Here is a 19,095-nt window from a genome sequence, read left to right on the forward strand (position 1 = left end):
CCGTGGCGCGGCCAGCGCGCCGCCGCGCCGGCCAGCCATCCGGCATGGCGGGCAGCGAGTGGCCTATCGCCGTCCCCACGGCTCTTCAAAGTTCGGAGCAATATCCATGAAGCAGTTTGTCATCGCAACGCTGATGCTGGCTTGCGCCGCCTCGGCCAACGCTGCAGTCGATGCCGCCAAGGCCCAGGAAATCGCCAACAAGAACGCCTGCATGGGCTGCCACCAGGTCGACAAGAAGCTGGTCGGCCCCGCCTACAAGGATGTGGCGGCCAAGTACAAGGGCGACAAGAACGCCCTGGCAACGCTGACCAAGAAGGTCAAGAGCGGCGGCGCAGGCGTCTGGGGCCCGGTGCCGATGCCCGCCAATGCTGGCTTGAGCGATGCCGACCTGAAGACGGTCGTGGAGTGGGTGCTGGCAGGCGCCCCGGCCAAGTAAGGCGCCCAGGGCATGCCCTGCCCGGACCGGGTTACGGCTTCGGGACCCAGGGGGCGCCGGTGGCGCCCCTCGCTGTAGGGCGGCAATGCACCGCCCGCTGCCGTGCCGGAAGGCGCGGCAGGCCAATAAACCAGGCCGGTACGGAAAACGCAGGAGAAGAGGAAACAATGCATTCAAAACGACGAGACGTATTGCGGGTCACTTCCGTGCTCGCGCTGATGGCCGCCACCGGCCTGATCAGCAAAGCGCAGGCGGCGGAGTGGAACAAGACCGCCTTCGATGGCAAGAGCGTGGCGGACGTCATCAAGGCGCTCGGCGGCAGCGGCACCGAGAAAAGCACCGCCATTGTCTTTACCGCCCCCGACATCGCCGAAAACGGCGCCGTGGTGCCGGTCGCGGTGACCAGCAATATTCCTGGCACCGAGCAGATCGCGATCCTGGTGGAAAAGAATCCCAATACGCTGGCAGCGGATTTCACCATCCCCGCCGGCACCGAGCCCTTCGTCTCCACGCGAGTCAAGATGGGCCAGACCTCGATGGTGTACGCCGCCGTCAAGGCCGGCGGCAAATGGTATGTGGCGTCCAAGGAAATCAAGGTGACGCTGGGCGGTTGCGGCGGCTGAGGCCACGCTCCCATCCCCCCACGCGGATTTCCCGCCCCACCACTACCTGAAAGAGGAAAGAACATGGCAGACCCGATGCGCGTACGTGCCGCCGAGAATGGCGGCGTGGTCGACGTCAAGATCCTGATGAAACACGACATGGAAACCGGCCAGCGCAAGGATGCGGGCGGCAAGACCATTCCGGCCTGGCATATCCAGAGCGTGACGGCGCAGTGCAAGGGCAAGGACGTATTCCAGGCCCAGTTCGGCCCGGCCGTGTCCAAGGATCCCTTCCTGAACTTCAAGTTCAAGGGCGGCGCCAAGGGCGACAAGGTCACGGTGACCTGGATCGACAACCGCGGCGACAAGCGGACCGACGAAGCCACCATTTCCTGATCGGAGCAGGTACGGGCCTGGCCGAGCGGGCGGCCGCATCCTCTGCTATGGTTCAGGTCGAATGTCGGACCCGGGCTGGCGCATGTTGCGCGCAGGGGAGCGACCGGAAGGATAGGAATCATGCGGCGAGCATTCATTCGAGCAACGGCGGCCCTGGCCGCGATCGGCTTGTCGGCCAAGGCGGCGGCGCAAGCGGCACCGGCGGCCGCCGGCAAGGGCGGGCGCGTCAAAGTGGTCTACCAGTTGTCCGAAGGCACGGACCAGGCGGTGCGCGCCATGGCCAACCTGCGCAACCACCTGAACGCAGCGCCAGACACCAGGATTGTGGTGGTGGCCTTCGGCTATGGCGTGGATTTCATCGTGGAAGGCGCGCGTGACGCACGCGGCAATACGTTCGAGGCGGCGGTCGGCGCGCTGGCCAGTTCCGGCGTCGAGTTCCGCGTCTGCCGCAACACGCTGACGGCGCGCAAGATCCCCGAGTCCAGCCTGCTGATGGAAGCCAAGGTCGTACAGGCGGGCGTGGTCGAAGTGGCCAGGCTGCAGTTTGATGAAGGCTATGCCTATATCAAGCCGTAAGTAGCATCCGCGCGGGAGCCGGCGCAAACCGGGTGCCGCGCTACGGGAAGACAAGCAATAAGACCGGCCCGCACGGCCTGGCGCCACATGGCGGCAGGCTTCCGAGGCCCCGAGGAGAAGCCCCATGAAATCGATCAGACGCCGCCACACGGGCGCCGCGCTGGCGCTGGCCGGCACTGTGGCGCTGGCCGCCGCCGCCGTGCACGCCCAGGGCAGCACCGCCGAGGAAATCGCCAAATACCGGCAAATGCTCGCCGAGGGCAATCCCGCCGAGCTGTGGGAAGCCGCCGGCGAAGAACTCTGGAAAAAACCCGGCGGCCCCAAGAACGCCTCGCTCGAACAATGCGACCTGGGCAAGGGCCCCGGCGTGACCAAGGGCGCTTACGCCGAACTGCCGCGCTACTTCAAGGACACCAACCGCGTGATGGACCTGGAGCAACGCCTGGCCTATTGCCGCGTGACGCTGCAGGGCCTGACCCAGGAAGAAGCGCTGAAGAACCCCTTCGCCTCCACCGGCAAGCCGTCCGACATCGAGCGCCTGGTGGCCTTCCTGACCGGCGAGTCGCGCGGCGTGAAGATGAACGTGCAACTGGCCCATCCCGAAGAGAAGCGCGTATATGCCCTGGGCCAGAAGATGTTCTTCTACCGCGGCGGCGCCTACGACTTCGCCTGCGCCACCTGCCACGCCGTCGATGGCCAGCGCATCCGCCTGCAAGAGCTGCCCAACCTGCTGACCCGGCAAGGCGCCCAGGCTGCCTACACCACGTGGCCGGCCTACCGCGTCTCGCAGGGCGAGGTGCGTTCGATGCAGCACCGCCTCTACGATTGCCTGCGCCAGCAGCGCTTTCCCGAGCCCGCCTATGGTTCCGACGTGATCACGGCGCTGAGCCTGTTCCTCGCCAGGAATGCCAACGGCGGCACGTATGACGGTCCGGCCATGAAGCGCTGAGCAAGGGAGAGCACAGATGAAACAAGCGCGTAGATACACACAAGGCAAGCTCGCCGCGGTCACGTTTGCCCTGCTGGCCTGCGTGGGCATGGCTCACGCGGAGGACAGCGCCAAGCCGGCCAGGGCCGCGAAGCCTGCCAAGGCCGCCGCCGTCAGCGGCGCCGACATGAAGACGCTGATCGAAAGCTCCTTCACGTCCAAGGGTCCCGCCACGGTCGAAGGCGTGCTCGATCGCGACGCCATGCAGAAGGCGTGCAGCGACTACCCGGACCGCTCCAAGGTGCCGGCGGCGGTGGCCAGGAAAATCGAAGCCGCCGAGTTCAAGCAGATCAAGTACCCTGCCGACAAGCAGTGGCTGGGCGACTGGAAGGAAGGCGAGAAGACCGCCCAGAACGGCCGCGGCATGCAGTTCTCCGACGCCGTCGGCGGCGTCAACGGCGCGAACTGCTACGCCTGCCACCAGATGACCAAGGCCGAGATCTCCTTCGGCAATATCGGTCCGTCGCTGTACCAGTACGGCAAGCTGCGCGGCGATTCGGAAGCGGTGCTCAAGTACACCTGGGGCAAGATCTGGGATTCCAGCGCCTTTGCGGCCTGCTCCAACATGCCGCGCTTCGGCCACAAGGGCATCCTCACCGAGCAGCAGATCCGCGACGTGATGGCGTTGCTGCTGGACCCGGCCTCGCCGGTCAACCAGTAAGGCACCGCGATGGCGACCGGCGGTATGGCCATCAACTTCCGACGGACGCTGCTGCTCGCGGTGCTCGCCTGGAGCGGTGCGGCCGCGGCACTGGAGGTGGGCGACACCGTGCGCCTGCCTGCGGTGCAACTGCTCGACGGCCGCACCATGACTGCCGCCCAACTGGCCGGCAAACCACTGGTGCTGGAGATCTGGGCATCGTGGTGCCCCTTCTGCGCGCTGCAGAACCCGCGCCTGCAGAAGCTCTACGACAGTACCGGCGGCGCGCGCGGCGGACTGGGGGTGCTGGCGGTAACCATCGACCGTGATCCGACGGAAGCCGCCGCCTACATGGCGAAGCGCGGCTACACCTTCCCCGCCACCATGGACACGCCCGCGCTGCGCGCCGCGCTCGGCAAGCGCAAGGGCCTGCCCGAGCTGTACGTGATCGACGCCGATGGCAAGGTCGTGCAGAAGGAGGTCGGCGAGATGCTGGAAGAAGAAGTCGCGGCACTGGCGAAGTACGCCAGGCCAACGCCGAAGTAGCCGCATTCGGCCACGAGACGCCGGGTCACCGCTGCCCGATACCGGCGCATGCAATCCACTGGAAGAGACGATGAACCGACGCGAGTTCCTGCAGGTGCTGGCCATTGCCGGCGCCGGCGGCATGACCTTTCCCGCCACCGATGCACAGGCCGCGCAGGCCGCCGGCAAGCTCTATGACGTGCCGCGCTTCGGCAATGTGCACCTGCTGCATTTCACCGATTGCCATGCGCAGCTGCGGCCGCTGTATTTCCGCGAGCCCAACGTCAACCTCGGCGTGGGYGACTACGCGGGCAAGCCGCCGCACCTCGTCGGCCAGGCCTTCCTGCGCCACTACGGCATCGCGCCCGGCAGCGCGCAGGCGCATGCCTTCACCTATCTCGATTTCACTGAAGCCGCGCGCCGCTACGGCAAGGTGGGCGGCTTCGCCCACCTCGCCACGCTCATCAAGCAACTCAAGGCCGGCCGGCCCGGCGCGCTGCTGCTCGACGGCGGCGATACCTGGCAGGGCTCGGCCACCGCGCTGTGGACGCGCGGGCAGGACATGGTCGACGCCGCGCTCGCCCTCGGCGTGGACGTGATGACCCCGCACTGGGAGATGACGCTCGGCGCAGAACGCGTCACCGAGATCGTCGAGCGAGACTTCAAGGGCAAGGTCGCCTTCCTCGCGCAGAACATCAAGACCAACGACTTCGGCGATCCCGTCTTCGACCCCTACGTGATCCGCGAGATGAACGGCGTGCCGGTCGCCATCATCGGCCAGGCCTTTCCCTACACGCCGATTGCCAACCCGCGCTACTTCACGCCCGACTGGACCTTCGGCATCCAGGAAGAAAACCTGCAGCAAGTCATCGACCAGGCGCGCGGCAAGGGCGCGCAGGTCGTCGTGCTGCTGTCGCACAACGGCATGGACGTGGACCTCAAGCTTGCCTCGCGCGTGCGCGGCCTCGACGCCATCCTCGGCGGCCACACCCACGACGGCATGCCCGCGCCGGTGGCGGTCAAGAACGCCGGTGGCACCACGCTCGTCACCAACGCCGGCTCCAACGGCAAGTTTCTGGGCGTGCTCGACTTCGACGTCAAGGGCGGCAAGATCGGCGGCTTCCGCTACCGCCTGTTACCCGTCTTCGCCAACTACCTCGCCGCCGATCCGGCCATGGACGCGCTGATCGCCAAGGTACGCGCGCCGTACGAAAAGCAGCTCGGCGAAGTGCTCGCCCGCAACAGCGGCCTGCTGTACCGCCGCGGCAATTTCAACGGCACCTTCGACCAGCTGATCCTCGACGGCCTGATGGACGTGCAGGGCGCCGAGATCGCGTTCTCACCCGGGTTCCGCTGGGGAACCACGCTGTTGCCGGGCCAGGCCATCACCATGGAACACCTGATGGACCAGACCGCCATCACGTACCCGCACACCACCGTCACGACGATGAGCGGGGAGACCATCAAGACCATCCTCGAAGACGTGGCGGACAACCTGTTCAACCCGGACCCCTACTACCAGCAGGGTGGCGACATGGTGCGCGTGGGCGGGCTGCAATACGCGATTGACCCCACCGCCGCGATGGGCCGGCGCATCACCGACATGCGGCTCAAGGGCCGGCCCATCGACGCCGGCAAGACCTACAAGGTAGCCGGTTGGGCGCCCGTGTCGGAAGACGCCCGCCAGAGCGGCAGCCCCCCGATCTGGGACCTGATGGCGCAGTGGCTGCGCACCTCCGGCGAGGTCACGGCACGCCCGCTGAACGTGCCGACCGTGCGCGGAATGACCGGTAACGCAGGCATGGCGGCGTGATTGATATGCTGGCGAAAACTGGGCTACAATCAGCCGTCACGGGCCGATAGCTCAGCTGGGAGAGCGCTGCGTTCGCAATGCAGAGGTCGGGAGTTCGATCCTCCTTCGGTCCACCATACGAATACTCATGAAATCAAGGGCTTGGCAATGCGCCAAGCCCTTTTTTCTTTCTGGTTTCCTCAGATTTCTGTTCGGCTAGTCTCCACGCACCGGCTAGGTGTCCCGATCGTCCGCCAGGCTGGCGGAACCGCGCCGCTTCAGCGCCCCGATGAACGTGGCCCAGGCGAAGGGACGTGGATCGGCCAGCATGCTCATGGCGCGTGCGTAGTCGAGGGTCAGGCCCGGCGTCCACGCCATCGTTGCGGCGCGCTTGCGTAGGTGCGCCGCCACCCACAGTTCAGGAGTCAGTACCAGGCGGAACAACGGCCACCACCCGTCCAGCCGCGCCCATACGCGCGCGCCGGCGCCTTCCAGCGCGGCATCGAGCGCCCGTGCCACAGTACTTGAACAGTTGCGGTGGGTCAGGTTGTACGTGGTGTCATGCTGATAGGCATCCCAGAATGCGCGCAGGCGCTGCGCGTCGTAGTTGCGGATGCGCACCTGCACCGTCGACGGGCACCACGCTTTCGATTCGGTGGGGTAGTCGGGTTGGAACGTGCCGGGTACGTCGTTCTCGCGCGTGGCGCGCAGCAGTCGGGTGAAATCGTCGGGCGCGCGGTCGATCTCGACCGCCGGATACAGGCTGATGTAGATGCCTTCTGGCGATTCCAGCGCCGCGTGGCCGGTGGAAATCACGCCATTGCGGTCCACCGCGGCGATATAGCGGTCGATGATCGGCTGGCGGCGCGCTTCGGTCTTTGCGGATCCGACCGGCGTCCACACGTGCACGGTCAGCGCGTGTTCGTCGGCGGCGGGCGGGCCGCTCCATGTCGTGAGTCGCTGGTCCGCATCATCGGCCGGGCCGGCTTCCGGTGTGTCACGCAGTCCCGGATTTCCGGCCAGCCTGCGCACGCGCGATGCGAGCAGCAGCATGTTCCAGCCACCGAAGATCAGCCCAAGGCCCACGCAGTAAGGCACGGTGCCCGCGTAGTGCGTAGGGTAGGGCTGGATAAAGAAGATTGCCACCGCAATCTCGACGATACCGCCGGCCATCGCCAGCCGCCACGTACGAAAGCGCACCACGCGTGCCGATGCCACCTGCAGCAGCCCGTCGGCCAGAAACAGCAGACCGAACAGCAGCGACAGAATCATGTGGCCATGGTGATGGCCGGCCAGCACCAGGATCGCCGCCACGCTGAACGCCATGCCCTTGACATAGCGCAGCGTGCGCTGACCGCCCATTCCGGTCCACGCCACCGCCATCGTGGCTAGCCCTTCGAGCAGCAGCAGCCATGCAAACGGTTCGATCGGGAAATCGAGACGGTCATCGAGTGCGTCGATAAACAGCACCACCCCGGTGATCAGGCTGATGCCACCGGCCCAGGCCAGTGCGCGCCATCGCGTACGCAAGTAATCCACGCCAAGGATTAGCATCAGCAGGCGAACCATCGGCAATCTCCGGATCGTGTCAAAGGAATGCTCGCCGGATTTTACCGTTGGATCGCCGGTCCTTGGGCTCAGGCAGCCACATTCCGATTGTCGACAATCGCCCTATAGCGTGGTGCTGGGGTGTTGCGCGACAGCTGCTCCCCCATCGCACCGCACGCGGCCTCATAGGCGTGCCAGTGTTCGATCATGCAACGACGGGATCGTGATCAGTGCGCCCTGATGGAACCCACATGCGGATATCGCTGCGGTCACACTTGAATCTCAGGCAATCTGACCGTGCGGGCGACAGTGGAACGGTTGGATGCTGCTGGCGTTCGCGTCCATTGCTTGGCGCTCGGGGGTGTGGACCTGACCAGTCCTGCAGGGAAGATGACGATGGGCGTGATCAACGCCGTGGCCGAATTCGAGCGTGACCTTGTCATTGAGCGGACACAGGCGGGCTTGCGTCGGGCAAGGGCAGAAGGCAAGACGTTCGGCAGACCATCAGCCTGTTGCTAACACTACCCTGCGCGCTCTGCCGACAACAAACCAGGCAACGCAGACGCCCCAGCGTTTGGAAGATATCGTGCGCATCGCGTGCCGTTCGAGCGGGCGCTTCTGAAGCGCCGGCAACCTGAAATCCTCGAACGGATCTCTACGGCCCGGAGCAATGCGGCCGCACCAAGTGCGCCAGGTTCGGAGCCAGGATGCTGCCGGTGGCCCCGAGGGGGCCCACGCACTCCCCTCACTGCCCCTGCGGCCTTCTGGTCTTCTGCGAGACCGGGATCACCGATGGTCCCGCAGCTACAGGTGCCGGCGCGGATGGCGCCGGAGAGGCCCGGAGTTGGCTGGCAACGGTACTCGGTACACGCAAGGTCGCGATACCTTCGGATTCGTGCAGTGCCTGGCCGTTGTCATAGCCGGTGGAGACGGCTTCAAGGTAGCCTGGCATAAACGTTTGCTCGGGCGTGACCACTGACTTGACCGGCGCGGCGGGCTGCGCGTATGCCACGCAGTTGACACATAGCGCGAGCACGCGAATCAGCAAGACGGCTTGCCGCAGCTTGCGCACGGCGCCCCGCACCGGCGAGTTGGTCCGGCTCTCTCGTGGTTCATAGCAATGGATCTTCATGACGGTTCTCCGAAGGAGCGGATGCTCCGGGTGGGAAGACGAGCTTCGGCGCCGCGCTCGAAGCTGTTAACCGCATGGACCGTGCCATCCCCTGAATGGCGGAAATAGCGTATACACCGCCACGTTCTCGCTCAGGGTGTTGGGTGAATGCAGACAGGTGCGCCTGCCAACGTGGGGCCTTGCGCAACATGTGCTGCGCAAGGCGTGGGCGAATCCCCCGGCCTGTGGATAACTGCGCGAAACCCTGGGGATAAGCAGGCAGGAAAGCTGTGCCCCGGCTGGGGGCGGGTTGTGGGGCGTATACGTACAACTTTGAGGCGGTTTTTGCGCGCCACGTATACGTCACCGAGATATCCCGTGAACTCAGGCTAATACCTGGCACTTATCTTGTTCGCAAGTCCTTGAACAGAAAGGGGAAAACAAGCTTATCCACGGAAAATCGGGTCGTTTACCTACTACTACTATATTGGTATACGTAAACAATATAGAAAGACAGAAGGCAACCGTTGCGGGATACGTATACGCGGTCCGCCTTTGATTCGCTGCGTCGCAGCGTATACCTTCCGCATATCGCACCGCCAACGTTAACCCGTCTCCTCAGCGCGGCACCTTGAATGTCTTTCTCGCCAGCAGAGCTTCCTCGCGAGTCGAGCAGCCTTCCATATGGTCGTTAACCAGGCCCATGGCCTGCATCAACGCATACATCGTGGTGGGACCGACAAAGCGCCACCCGCGCTTCTTAAGGTCCTTGGACAGTGCCGTCGATTCGGGCGAGATAGCCATGGTGCGCAGCACTTCCGGCGTCAGCAGCGCTGGCCGGCTGGCGGGATCCGGCTCGAAGCGCCAGAAGTAGGCGGCCAGCGACGGCTCCGTCTCCAGCAGTTCGCGGGCGCGTTGCGCGTTGTTGATGGCCGCCTCGATCTTGCCCCGGTGCCGCACGATGCCGGCGTCGCCCAACAGCCGCTGGATATCGCGCTCGCCGAAACGCGCCACCTTGTCGATCTCGAAGTTGGCGAAGGCGCGGCGGAATGCCTCGCGCTTGCGCAGGATGGTCAGCCAGCTCAGCCCCGCCTGGAAGCCTTCCAGGCATAGCTTCTCGAACAGGCGGCGGTCGTCGTCGACCGGAAAGCCCCACTCGCTGTCGTGGTAGTGGCAATAGTCCTCAAGGGTGCCGCACCAGCCGCAGCGCACGCGCTCCGCCTGTACGGCTTTCCCGGCCACCTTTTTCGCTGCCTTTCTTGCCACGCTGTTGTCTGCTGCCATGGGTGCGTTCTCCTTCGATCCGCCATCTTAAAGCGACTCGCGCGGCATGTCCTGCCCGCACGGACGCACGATGCGTTTGCTACGATGCCGGCCGTGAAGAACGATTTTCTTGAGGACTGACATGGACAAACGACTGGCGACCATCGAAGAAGACGGCTGGCAGCTCGACGACGGTGAAGTCATCGGCGAGGCGCACCCGGAGACATTCTGGGTGCCGCCGCTGGAAGACCGGCAGGCGCTGCAGCCCGGCCAGCTGGTGAAGCTGATCTTTCGCATCGTTACCACCGACGAGCAGGACCGCGACGAGCAGCACGTGGAGCGCATGTGGGTGGTTGTCACCGGGCGCGAGGGGGATCTCTACAGCGGGGAACTCGACAACCAGCCCTACTGCACGGAGGAGATGGAACCCGGCATGCCGCTGTGGTTCGAGCCGCGGCACGTGATCAACATCCATAGCGACGAAGAATGACCGCGGGGCCGGCCGGCATGGCTGGCATCGCCTGACGATGTCGCCCTCGCGCTACACTGGGCGCGCATGATTCAGGCGGTTCCCCGTGCCGGCAAACGCTGTATCGGTGCCACTGGCCGCCGATCTCCCCAACCTTCCTAGGCGAAATCTCATCTGATGCGTTGGATATTCGCGGTGATTGGCTTGCTGCTCGGCGCCGCGGCGGCCGGGTTTGGCGGTGCCCTGACGGGCGCGATACTGGGCTTCGGCTTTGGCTGGATGGTCAGCGACCGGCCTGCGCGGCCACGGCCCGATGGGGAGGCACAGGGCGCGCCGGAGGCGCCTTCGCTCGCGGCTCGCGTGGCGCGCCTCGAGCAGGAACTGGCCACGCTCAAGCGCGAGATGGCGCAGTTGCGCGGCGAGACCTCGGCGATGCCCCAGCAGGCTGACGCAGTGGAAGGTACGCCAGCGGCGCACGGATTCCCGGCATTCGAACCGGCATCGGCGGAAGGCCCGGTGGCGGCCGCAACGGCGATGCCCGAGCCGTCGTTCGCTCCGGCGGCCAGCCTTCCGCCAACTTTCCCTTCTGTGCCGGCCCCGGTTCGTGCTCCCACGGCATCCGCACCGATCTCCGTCGCCGCCGCGGACCTGCCCGCGCCACACGTGGAACCCTCGCTCTCGTCCGCATTCGCCCCGCAGGAGCCCGATTTCATCGAACGCGCGGTGTCCGCCGCGCGCGGCTGGCTGCTGGGCGGCAACAGCGTGGTACGGGTCGGCATCCTGATCCTCTTCTTCGGCGTGGCCTTCCTGCTCAAGTTTGCCTCCGACAATGCCATGCTGCCGGTCGAATTCCGGCTGGCGGGCGTGGCTGCCGGCGCGGTCGCGCTGCTGGCGGCGGGCTGGCGGCTGCGCGAGCGGCGCGCTGCCTATGCCCTGGTGTTGCAGGGCGGCGGCGTGGGCGTGCTGTATCTGACCGTGTTCGCCGCCACCAAGCTCTACGGCCTGTTGCCGGCCGCGGCGGCCTTCCCGCTGATGGTGGCCATCTGCGCGCTCGCCGGCGGCCTGGCGGTGCTGCAGAACGCTCCGGTGCTGGCATTCACCGGCAGCGCGGGTGGCTTCCTCGCTCCGGTACTGATTTCCACTGGCGGTGGCAGCCATGTGATGCTGTTCAGCTACTACGCGCTGCTCAATGCCGGCATCTTTGCCATTGCCTGGTTCCGGGCCTGGCGCCCGCTCAACCTGCTGGGCTTTGCGTTTACCTTCGGCATCGGCACGGCGTGGGGCGCGCTCAACTACCGGCCTGAACTGCTGGCTACCACCGAGCCGTTCCTGCTCCTGTTTTTCCTGATGTACACGGGCATCGCGCTGCTCTACGCGTTGCGCCGGCAGGTCAGCCTCAAGGACTACGTCGACGGCACGCTGGTGTTCGGCACGCCGCTGCTGGCGATGGGCCTGCAAGCCGCGCTGGTGCGTCATATTCCTTTTGCCATGGCATGGAGCGCGGTCGCGCTCGCAGCGTTTTATCTCGGCCTGGCCGCGTGGTTGTCGGCGCGCCGCGATCGCCTGGGCATGTTGTTCGAAGCCATGCTGGCACTGGGCGCGATCTTTGCCACGCTGGCCGTGCCGCTGGCCTTCGACGGGCGCACCACCAGTGCCGTGTGGGCGGTGGAGGGCGCCGCCGTGGTGTGGGTGGGCGTGCGCCAGCAGCGCCGCCTGGCGCTGGCGTCGGGGCTGCTGCTGCAACTGGCGGCCGGCGTGGCTTTCGCGGCGGGCAGCCTGTTCGCGTCCACGCCACTGGCGTGGCCAGTGCTGAACGGCCGCTACGTGGGCACGCTGGTGCTGGCGGTGTCCGGTGTTTTCAGCGGCTGGCGCCTGCACGGGCGAGAGGCGCGCGCCTGGTTCGCGCCATCCGTGCCGCTGGGCCTTGCCGCCGCGGCGTGGGGCCTGTTGTGGTGGCTGGGTGGCGGCGTGGTCGAGATCCATCACTGGTACGACGTGCTCGACTGGGCCGTGCGCGCGCTGCTCGCCACGCTGGCGCTGTTCGCGGTGTTGAGCGCGTGGCTGGCGCACCTGGCGCGGCGCGTGCTGGCATGGCCGCTGGCCGGCAAGCCTGCGCTGGCCATGACGCCGGTGCTGGCTATCCTGGGCGCGCTCAGTTGCGCGATCTGGTCGGCGTCGCCCCTGCACGGCATCGGCGCGCTGGCCTGGCTGCTGGTCTTTGGCGCGGCCTTGCTGTTGCTGTGGCGGCAGCAGGGCGATGAACGCGATGCCGCGCTGGCGCCCATGCATGCGCTGCTGTTCTGGACGCTGTGCGTGCTGCTTTCCACCGAAGCCTACTGGCGGCTGCGCGCCTACGTGCCGGAGGGCGCGTGGAGCTGGAGCGCCTGGGCCTATGGCTATGGCGGGCTGCTGGCGCTGCTCTCGGCCTGGGGCTGGCGCCTGCGCTGGCCGGTGGCGCGCTTCGCGCGGGCCTACCTGCTGTGGGGCGCGCTGCCGCTGGCGGCGCTGCTGTGGCTGTGGAGCCTCGCCAGCGTGGCCAGCGATGGCGACGCCGCGCCGTTGTTCTACCTGCCGCTGCTCAACCCGCTCGACGTCGCCCAGTTGCTGGCCATGCTGGCGGTGGGGCTGTGGCAACACCGGCTTGCCGCGCTGGGCCTGGCAACGCGGCCGCGCGCGCTCGAGTATGCCGCGTCCGCCACCGTGTTCCTGTGGTGCAACGCGATGCTGCTGCGCACGCTCCATCACTGGACCGGCGTGCCGTACACGCTGCAGGACCTGGGCGGCTCGACGCTGGTGCAGGCTTCGCTGTCGGTGTTCTGGACCGTGCTGGCGCTGATTGCCATGGTGGTGGCTACCCGGCGCGGCACGCGCGCGCTGTGGTTTATCGGCGGCGCGCTGCTGGGCCTGACCGTGGTCAAGCTGTTCCTGTTCGACCTGTCCTTCGTCAAGGGTATCGAGCGGATCATCTCGTTTATCGGCGTGGGCGTGCTGCTGTTGCTGATCGGTTACTTCTCGCCCTTGCCGCCGAAGGCCAAGGAGGTTATTTGATGCCGGTTTTCCCAAAGGCTGGCGCGCGCGACCTGGCGGCTCTACCGCTTCTGCTGGGGGCGCTGCTGCTGTCACCACTGGCCCGGGCCGAGCGCTTCACGCTGGCCACCGAGGGCGTGGCGGCCTACTACGCCGTGACCCTGGACGCCGATGTCTACGCCCATAGCGCGCGGCCGGGGCTGGCCGACCTGCGGGTGCGCAACGGCGCCGGCGAATTGCTGCCTTATGCGCTGGACTTGCCGCCCGAGCCGGCGGCCGAGGCGCGTACGCTGAGTGACGTGCCCTGGTTCGCGCTGCCGGCGCTGGCGCAGCGCCAGGCCGCGCCCATGGGCGTGGTGATCGGCACCGACGGCGCGCTGCGGGCGGCCAGTCCGCAACCGGCCGCCGCCAGCGCAGGGGCATGGCTGCTGGACCTGAGCAAGCTGCGCGAGGATGCCGCCGCGGTGGTGATCGGGCTGCCGGACGGCGAATACCAGGGCGCGGTGGACGTCGCCAGCAGCGACGACCTGCAGCACTGGCACGCCGTGGGCAGCGCGCAATTGCTGCGGGTCAGCCGCGCGGGCAGCGTGCTCAGCCAGGACCGGGTCGCGCTGGGGCGCTTGCGGGCGCGCTACCTGCGCTTGCAGTGGCAGGGCGTGCCGCCGGCGCCGGCGCGCGTGCAGGTGGAGATCGTGGCGGCGGGCACGCCGCCGCCGCTGGCGCTGCAATGGCGCGAGGACATCGCCGCCACGCAGGCCCAGGCTGGCGGCGACTACGTGTTCGACACCGGCGGGCGCTTCCCCGCCGAGCGGGTGCGCATTCGCCTGCCGCAGCCCAATACGGTGGTGCGGGCGACGCTGTGGTCGCGCCCTGACCCGGAGTCGGCCTGGCGCATGGTGAGCAGCGGGCAGCTCTACCGGCTCGCCGGTGCGGGCGGTGGGGAGCAGGAGAGCGCGCCGCTGGCGATCGAGCGCAATGCCGATCGTCTGTGGCGCCTGAGCGTGGATGCGCGCGCCGGCGGCCTTGGCAGCGGCATGCCGCTGCTGGCGCTGGGATGGCGTCCCGCCGTGGTGACGTTTGTCGCGCGTGGCGCGGCGCCGTTTTCGCTGGCGGTGGGCGAACCCGCGGCGCAGCCGCGGGAACCCGGGCCGGTCGCGCGTGCCGAGTTGCTGGCCGGTCCGGCACCGGTCATCGCCAAGGCGCGGATTGCCGGCATGAACGCGTCGCCGCGGTCCGCCGCGGCGCCCGCCGACGCCCAGCGCAACCGGCGCCTTGTCTTGTGGGGCGCGCTACTGCTGGCCGTGGGCGTATTGGGCGCAATGGCCTGGCGCTTGTTGCGAACGCTGGGCGAGCCGGCCGCGCCGCCGCCGGAGCGAGATCCGCCGGCGTCCTGAACGCCCGTGCACGCACAAAGAAAAAGGCCAACCGGGTGGTTGGCCTTCTTCATTTCGTCGTCGCCGGCCGGAGCAAATCCGCCGGCGGGACCGGTTACTGCAAGGGCTTGCCGGTACGGTCGTGCATGAACAGCAGCGCGACAAAGCTCACCACGGCAGCGGCGATCACGTAGTACGCGGGCGCCAGCTTGCTGCCGGTCGATGCGATCAGCCAGGTCACGATCAGCGGGGCAAAGCCGCCGAAGATGGTCACGGCGAAGTTGTAGGCGAGCGACAGGCCGGTCGAGCGGACCTCGGTCGGGAACTGCTCTGCCAGCACCGCCGGCGCCGGGCCGGTGAAGGCCGCCAGCAGGATGCCGAGGATCACCTGGACCATCAGCAGGGTCTGGGTGGTCGGCGAGACGTTGAGCCAGTGGAACAGCGGATAGGCCAGCACGCCGATGACCAGTGCCACGGTACCCAGCATGCGCTTGCGGCCCAGGCGGTCGGACAGCATGCCCATCAGCGGGCACAGCACCAGGATGATGGCGCCGCACAGGGCGGTCGACTGGAAGGTCGCGCCCAGCGGAAGGCCGAGCTGCTGCTTGGCGTAGGACGGCATGTAGAACACCAGCACATAGGTGCACACCGTCCACAGGATGGTCACGCCCAGGCCGGCCAGCACTTCGCGCGGATGGTCGCGCAGCACCTGCGTCAGCGGGGAGAACTTGATGTTGCTGGCCTTGCGCTCCGCGCGGCGCGCCTCGAAGGCGGGCGGCTCTTCCAGGTGCGAGCGGATATACATGCCGACCGGGCCGATCAGCAGGCCGAACAGGAACGGGATGCGCCAGCCCCAGGCATCGATCTGCTCCGGCTCCAGGCCATTGATCACCAGCGCGCCCATGGCCGCGCCCAGCATGAAGGAAATGCCCTGGCTGGCCTGCTGCCAGCTGGCGTAGACGCCGCGCTCCTCGTCGGGCGCGTGCTCGATCAGGAAGGCGGTGGCGCCGCCAACCTCGCCGCCGGCCGAGAAGCCCTGGATCAGGCGGGCCAGCACGATCAGCGCGGGCGCCCACAGGCCGATCGACGAATAGGTGGGCGCCAGGCCGATGATGGCCGTACCGAACGCCATCATCAGGATGGTCAGGGTCAGTGCCGCCTTGCGGCCCACGCGGTCGGCATAGACGCCTAGCACGATGGCGCCGACCGGGCGCATGAAGAAGCCCACGCCGAAGGTGGCGACGGTCAGCAAGAAGGAAGTGAGGTCATTGCCGGTGGGGAAGAACAACTTGGCAATGATCAGCGCGAAAAAGCTGTAGACGGTGAAGTCGAACCATTCGAGGCCATTGCCGATGGTGGCGGCAAGAATCGCCTTTCGTCGCTGGGATCTGGATATTTCGTGAACTTGAGGTGTTGCGGCGGTGGCTTGCATGATCCGTTTGATGCAATGAGAAATCGGCGGAGGGCTTGGCCCGGGACGGCGCGTGTGCCCTGAAAGGCAGAATAGTAAGCGATTCTTTAATTAACCAGCGCGCCGGTGCTCTTTGTGTCCAGCCTGTGCCGCGCCCCTGCGGGTGGCGGCGGATGCACCGCCTTGTTCCGGGAAGCGGTCAGATCAGGCTGCCGGACGCTTCCTGTACCGCCTTGGCCAGCGCCTCGGCCACGGCCCGCACGCGCGGCGAGCGTCGCACGTCAGGGTGTACCGCCAGCCAGATATCACGCCGCAGGGCCGCATCCGGCGGCATCATGCCGAACAGGGCAGGGTCGTCGCGCGCCAGGAAATGCGGCAGTACGGCCAGGCCCAGCCCTGCGCGGCAGCCTTGGTGCAGGGTGGCGAGATCGTTGGCGTGCATCACGAAGGGCCGCTCGCCGGCCAGGCGCTCCAGCCAGCGCTGCTGCGGTACCTCGCGCAAGGATTCGCCGTAGCCGAGGAAGACCCAGGCATCCTGGGGCAGCCCGACCCAGCCGTGGCCGCCATAAAGGCCGTAGCCCATTTCGCCCAGCTTGCGCGCCGCCAGCCCCGGCTGCTGGGGCCGCGACAGCCGCACGGCCAGGTCAGCCTCGCCGCGATGGAGATCGGCGGCGCGCGCTTCGCCCGTCAGGTCGAGCACGATCCCTTGCCACTGCGGGCGCAGCGCGGCCAGGCGGGGGACCAGGAAATGGCTCCCGAAAACGGGGGGTACCGATAGCCTGACAGTGCCCTCCAGCGTGCTGGCGCCCAGCGCGGCCCGGCCAAAGGCAAGCGCCTCTTCCTCCATCCGGCTCGCGTGGGCGAGCAAGGCCTCGCCTTCGGCGGTCAGCGGCCAGCTGCGCGGCAGCCGGTCGAACAACCGCACGCCCAGCCTGGTTTCAAGGCCCTGCACGCGTCGCGCTACCGTGGAGTGTTCCACGTGAAGCACTCTGGCCGCGCCGGACAGGCTGCGCTGGCGGGCCAGTGCGAGGAAGTACCGCACGTCGTCCCAGTCCAGGGGAAGGCCACCTTGTTCTGTCGAAATTTGCACAATAAACGCGAACGATTTGGGAGTTCCGATCTATTTTGCACCGGGCTATCGTGATGCGAGTCGACTTTTCGACGCTACCTGCACGTTCAACGATTCGATACGCCATCTCGCGGAGTCCGCCATGACTGCCATCCCTTCACTTCAAGTGCGCCTGCATGCCCCCGGTGGGCGCGAAGCATTGCGCCTGGAAACCGTACCCGTCCCTGCGCCCGGCCCGGGCGAAATCCGGCTGATCCACACCGCCATCGGGGTGAACTTCGTCGATGTCTACCATCGCACCGGCCTCTATCCCTTGCCGGCTCTCCCTGCCACGCTGGGCGTGGAGGGCGCGGGCATCGTGGAGTCGGTGGGGCCTGGCGTCAGCGGCCTGTCGGAAGGGCAGCGAGTGGCCTATGCCGGCCCTCCGGCGGGCGCCTATGCCCGCGTGCGCAACTTGCCGGCCGAGCGCGCCGTGGCGCTGCCCGAGAGCGTGCCGGACGAGGCCGCCGCGGGCGCCCTGCTGCGCGGTATGACGGCGCACATGCTCTATGGCCGGGTGCGCCCGCTGCGCGCTGGCGACAGCGTGCTGGTGCACGCGGCGGCGGGTGGTCTGGGCCTGGTGCTGGTGCAGTGGGCGCGTGCGCTGGGCGCGCGCGTGATCGGCACCGTTGGCAGCGAGGCCAAGGCGGCGCTGGCGCTGGCGCACGGCCTGGAGCGCGCGGTGCGTTATCGTGAGGCGGATTTCGTTGCTGCCGCGCGCGAATTCGGTGGCGGCGACGGGGTGGACTTCGCCATCGATGGCATCGGCGCCGACACACTGGCGCGCACCCTGGCAGCGGTAAGGCCATATGGCATGGTGGCCAGCATCGGTCAGGTGGGCGGCGACAGCGGGCCGCTCGACCTGGCAGCGCTGGGGCCGGCCAGGTCGATTGCGCTGTCCCGGCCGGGCGTGTTCCGCTTCATGGCCGATCTCGCGCGCTACCGCGAAGGCGCCCAGGCCACGCTCGCAAGGCTGGAGGCCGGCCTGAAAGTGGAGATCGGCGCGCGCCTGCCACTGGCCGAGGCCGCCGAGGCGCATCGCCGGCTCGAAGCCGGCGAGACTTCCGGCTCCCTGTTGCTGCTGCCATGAACGGCGCCGCATTGCCATCGCCAAGCCCGGCCGGGATTGGACAACCTTTGGAGCGTTCCATGCTGTACCTGATCTTGTTGCGCTACCGCGCGCCCCTGGAAGAACTCGACCGGCACCTGGCGGCACACCGCGACTTCCTTCACCGCCACTATGCTGCCGGCCATTTCCTGCTCTCGGGCCGGCAGGAGCCGCGCGTGGGCGGCGCCATCCTGGCACGCGGGACAAGCCGCGAGGAGGTGGCGGGCTGGCTGGCCGAAGACCCCTTCCATCGGGAAGGCCTGGCCGACTACGAGACGATTGCCTGGGCGCCCGGGCTGCGCGCGGGCGACGTGCCGGCGGCATGGGCGCCGGACGCGGCAGTGGTGGAACGGGCCGTGGAGAACTAAGGTACCGAAGCGCGGACCGCGTCAAAGGCCAGCGTCGCGTGGCGGCGGGAAGGGGGCGCTAGCCGACGTGCCGCCGCGGTGGCCTGCCGGCTTTGGCTGGCCTGTCCACATTGGGTTGYTGTTGCGCGGCGTCTGGTTCCGGACGGTTTCGCGTGAGCCAGAGCCACAGCGCACTGGCTATCCAGCCAGCCACGAAAACCGTATCGCCGCAATGGTTGAGCAGCACGGCCGCGCCTGGTGCATTGAACAGGTCGGCCAGCCAGGGGGCGGGCAGGCGGGCTGCGATCCAGAGGAGCACAGCCGGTCCACTTGCATACACGCCTGGCTGCCACCAGTTTGCATGGGGCAGCCAGG

18 protein-coding genes, 1 tRNA gene and 1 pseudogene are annotated in these 19,095 nt (G+C 67.4%); 15 read left to right on the forward strand and 5 right to left on the reverse strand.

From position 1 onward, the window contains the following. Positions 1–106 precede the first annotated feature (106 nt). The 9 genes from AC1DN0_RS01530 to AC1DN0_RS01570 all read left to right on the forward strand — a co-directional run bounded on the left by AC1DN0_RS01530 (position 107) and on the right by AC1DN0_RS01570 (position 6,092). Positions 107–436, forward strand: a complete 330-nt coding sequence (locus AC1DN0_RS01530; protein WP_035873236.1) for a c-type cytochrome — start codon at positions 107–109, stop codon at positions 434–436. A gap of 167 nt (positions 437–603) precedes the next feature. Then, positions 604–1,059: a thiosulfate oxidation carrier protein SoxY gene (gene soxY, locus AC1DN0_RS01535; protein WP_035873240.1), complete on the forward strand. Its 456-nt coding sequence runs from the start codon at positions 604–606 to the stop codon at positions 1,057–1,059. Between the two features lie 63 nt (positions 1,060–1,122). Further along, positions 1,123–1,434 (forward strand): thiosulfate oxidation carrier complex protein SoxZ, encoded by a 312-nt coding sequence (soxZ, locus tag AC1DN0_RS01540; protein WP_441632921.1) that lies wholly within the window; start codon positions 1,123–1,125, stop codon positions 1,432–1,434. 120 nt (positions 1,435–1,554) lie between these two features. After that, positions 1,555–2,010, forward strand: coding sequence for a DsrE family protein (locus AC1DN0_RS01545; protein ID WP_441632923.1), 456 nt, complete (start codon positions 1,555–1,557; stop codon positions 2,008–2,010). 124 nt (positions 2,011–2,134) lie between these two features. Further along, positions 2,135–2,959, forward strand: a complete 825-nt coding sequence (gene soxA / locus AC1DN0_RS01550; RefSeq protein ID WP_441632925.1) for a sulfur oxidation c-type cytochrome SoxA — start codon at positions 2,135–2,137, stop codon at positions 2,957–2,959. A gap of 16 nt (positions 2,960–2,975) precedes the next feature. After that, positions 2,976–3,659, forward strand: coding sequence for a sulfur oxidation c-type cytochrome SoxX (gene soxX / locus AC1DN0_RS01555; protein WP_441632927.1), 684 nt, complete (start codon positions 2,976–2,978; stop codon positions 3,657–3,659). A gap of 24 nt (positions 3,660–3,683) precedes the next feature. Further along, complete coding sequence (locus tag AC1DN0_RS01560; protein WP_441632929.1) at positions 3,684–4,184, forward strand: TlpA family protein disulfide reductase; 501 nt, start codon at positions 3,684–3,686, stop codon at positions 4,182–4,184. 70 nt (positions 4,185–4,254) lie between these two features. Next, positions 4,255–5,976 carry a thiosulfohydrolase SoxB gene (soxB, locus tag AC1DN0_RS01565; protein WP_441632931.1) on the forward strand — a complete coding sequence of 574 codons (1,722 nt, stop codon included), beginning with the start codon at positions 4,255–4,257 and terminating at the stop codon, positions 5,974–5,976. Between the two features lie 40 nt (positions 5,977–6,016). Further along, positions 6,017–6,092 (forward strand) — tRNA-Ala (locus tag AC1DN0_RS01570). A gap of 97 nt (positions 6,093–6,189) precedes the next feature. On the opposite strand, the gene AC1DN0_RS01575 is transcribed toward AC1DN0_RS01570, so the two are convergent. Next, entirely contained in the window at positions 6,190–7,524 is a 1,335-nt protein-coding gene (locus AC1DN0_RS01575; protein ID WP_441632933.1) for an HdeD family acid-resistance protein, read from the reverse strand. 270 nt (positions 7,525–7,794) lie between these two features. Here AC1DN0_RS01575 and AC1DN0_RS01580 point away from each other — a divergent pair. Beyond that, a pseudogene (locus tag AC1DN0_RS01580) lies at positions 7,795–8,013 on the forward strand (recombinase family protein); the annotation flags it as partial. Positions 8,014–8,248: 235 nt separating this feature from the next. On the opposite strand, the gene AC1DN0_RS01585 reads toward AC1DN0_RS01580, so the two are convergent. Both AC1DN0_RS01585 and AC1DN0_RS01590 read right to left on the reverse strand, forming a co-directional pair. Next, on the reverse strand, positions 8,249–8,635 hold the full coding sequence (locus tag AC1DN0_RS01585; protein WP_441632935.1) for a hypothetical protein: 387 nt from the start codon (positions 8,633–8,635) through the stop codon (positions 8,249–8,251). 597 nt (positions 8,636–9,232) lie between these two features. After that, positions 9,233–9,898, reverse strand: coding sequence for a DNA-3-methyladenine glycosylase I (locus AC1DN0_RS01590; RefSeq protein ID WP_441632937.1), 666 nt, complete (start codon positions 9,896–9,898; stop codon positions 9,233–9,235). A 121-nt stretch (positions 9,899–10,019) separates the two neighbouring features. On the opposite strand from AC1DN0_RS01590, the gene AC1DN0_RS01595 reads away from it, so the two are divergent. From AC1DN0_RS01595 to AC1DN0_RS01605, 3 genes are all read left to right on the forward strand, one after another. Further along, positions 10,020–10,367, forward strand: coding sequence for a DUF2314 domain-containing protein (locus AC1DN0_RS01595; RefSeq protein ID WP_441632939.1), 348 nt, complete (start codon positions 10,020–10,022; stop codon positions 10,365–10,367). Between the two features lie 156 nt (positions 10,368–10,523). Next, positions 10,524–13,394 carry a DUF2339 domain-containing protein gene (locus AC1DN0_RS01600; RefSeq protein WP_477145488.1) on the forward strand — a complete coding sequence of 957 codons (2,871 nt, stop codon included), beginning with the start codon at positions 10,524–10,526 and terminating at the stop codon, positions 13,392–13,394. Then, complete coding sequence (locus AC1DN0_RS01605; protein WP_441632943.1) at positions 13,394–14,767, forward strand: DUF3999 domain-containing protein; 1,374 nt, start codon at positions 13,394–13,396, stop codon at positions 14,765–14,767. Before AC1DN0_RS01600 ends, AC1DN0_RS01605 begins: the two co-directional genes overlap by 1 nt. Positions 14,768–14,861: 94 nt before the next feature. Here the strand turns inward: AC1DN0_RS01605 and AC1DN0_RS01610 are convergent, their stop codons facing one another. Beyond that, positions 14,862–16,178, reverse strand: a complete 1,317-nt coding sequence (locus AC1DN0_RS01610) for an MFS transporter (RefSeq protein ID WP_441632945.1) — start codon at positions 16,176–16,178, stop codon at positions 14,862–14,864. Positions 16,179–16,356: 178 nt separating this feature from the next. Beyond that, on the reverse strand, positions 16,357–17,214 hold the full coding sequence (locus AC1DN0_RS01615) for a LysR family transcriptional regulator (RefSeq protein WP_441632990.1): 858 nt from the start codon (positions 17,212–17,214) through the stop codon (positions 16,357–16,359). A 154-nt stretch (positions 17,215–17,368) separates the two neighbouring features. Between AC1DN0_RS01615 and AC1DN0_RS01620 the strand changes: the two genes are divergently transcribed. Both AC1DN0_RS01620 and AC1DN0_RS01625 read left to right on the forward strand, forming a co-directional pair. Next, the gene (locus tag AC1DN0_RS01620; protein ID WP_441632947.1) at positions 17,369–18,355 is read left to right on the forward strand and encodes a quinone oxidoreductase family protein; all 987 of its coding nucleotides are present in this window, start codon (positions 17,369–17,371) and stop codon (positions 18,353–18,355) included. Positions 18,356–18,414: 59 nt separating this feature from the next. Further along, positions 18,415–18,741: a YciI family protein gene (locus AC1DN0_RS01625; protein WP_428179148.1), complete on the forward strand. Its 327-nt coding sequence runs from the start codon at positions 18,415–18,417 to the stop codon at positions 18,739–18,741. The last annotated feature ends 354 nt before the right edge of the window (positions 18,742–19,095 follow it).

It is taken from the genome of Cupriavidus sp. 05N39, assembly GCF_056397325.1.

Excerpts from the sequence above, each read along its gene's own strand:
- AC1DN0_RS01530 (WP_035873236.1), top strand. The coding sequence starts at position 107 with ATGAAGCAGTTTGTCATCGCAACGCTGATGCTGGCTTGCGCCGCCTCG.
- soxY (WP_035873240.1), top strand. The coding sequence starts at position 604 with ATGCATTCAAAACGACGAGACGTATTGCGGGTCACTTCCGTGCTCGCG.
- soxZ (WP_441632921.1), top strand. The coding sequence starts at position 1,123 with ATGGCAGACCCGATGCGCGTACGTGCCGCCGAGAATGGCGGCGTGGTC.
- AC1DN0_RS01545 (WP_441632923.1), top strand. The coding sequence starts at position 1,555 with ATGCGGCGAGCATTCATTCGAGCAACGGCGGCCCTGGCCGCGATCGGC.
- soxA (WP_441632925.1), top strand. The coding sequence starts at position 2,135 with ATGAAATCGATCAGACGCCGCCACACGGGCGCCGCGCTGGCGCTGGCC.
- soxX (WP_441632927.1), top strand. The coding sequence starts at position 2,976 with ATGAAACAAGCGCGTAGATACACACAAGGCAAGCTCGCCGCGGTCACG.
- AC1DN0_RS01560 (WP_441632929.1), top strand. The coding sequence starts at position 3,684 with ATGGCCATCAACTTCCGACGGACGCTGCTGCTCGCGGTGCTCGCCTGG.
- AC1DN0_RS01575 (WP_441632933.1), bottom strand. The coding sequence starts at position 7,524 with ATGGTTCGCCTGCTGATGCTAATCCTTGGCGTGGATTACTTGCGTACG.
- AC1DN0_RS01585 (WP_441632935.1), bottom strand. The coding sequence starts at position 8,635 with ATGAAGATCCATTGCTATGAACCACGAGAGAGCCGGACCAACTCGCCG.
- AC1DN0_RS01590 (WP_441632937.1), bottom strand. The coding sequence starts at position 9,898 with ATGGCAGCAGACAACAGCGTGGCAAGAAAGGCAGCGAAAAAGGTGGCC.
- AC1DN0_RS01595 (WP_441632939.1), top strand. The coding sequence starts at position 10,020 with ATGGACAAACGACTGGCGACCATCGAAGAAGACGGCTGGCAGCTCGAC.
- AC1DN0_RS01600 (WP_477145488.1), top strand. The coding sequence starts at position 10,524 with ATGCGTTGGATATTCGCGGTGATTGGCTTGCTGCTCGGCGCCGCGGCG.
- AC1DN0_RS01605 (WP_441632943.1), top strand. The coding sequence starts at position 13,394 with ATGCCGGTTTTCCCAAAGGCTGGCGCGCGCGACCTGGCGGCTCTACCG.
- AC1DN0_RS01610 (WP_441632945.1), bottom strand. The coding sequence starts at position 16,178 with ATGCAAGCCACCGCCGCAACACCTCAAGTTCACGAAATATCCAGATCC.
- AC1DN0_RS01620 (WP_441632947.1), top strand. The coding sequence starts at position 17,369 with ATGACTGCCATCCCTTCACTTCAAGTGCGCCTGCATGCCCCCGGTGGG.
- AC1DN0_RS01625 (WP_428179148.1), top strand. The coding sequence starts at position 18,415 with ATGCTGTACCTGATCTTGTTGCGCTACCGCGCGCCCCTGGAAGAACTC.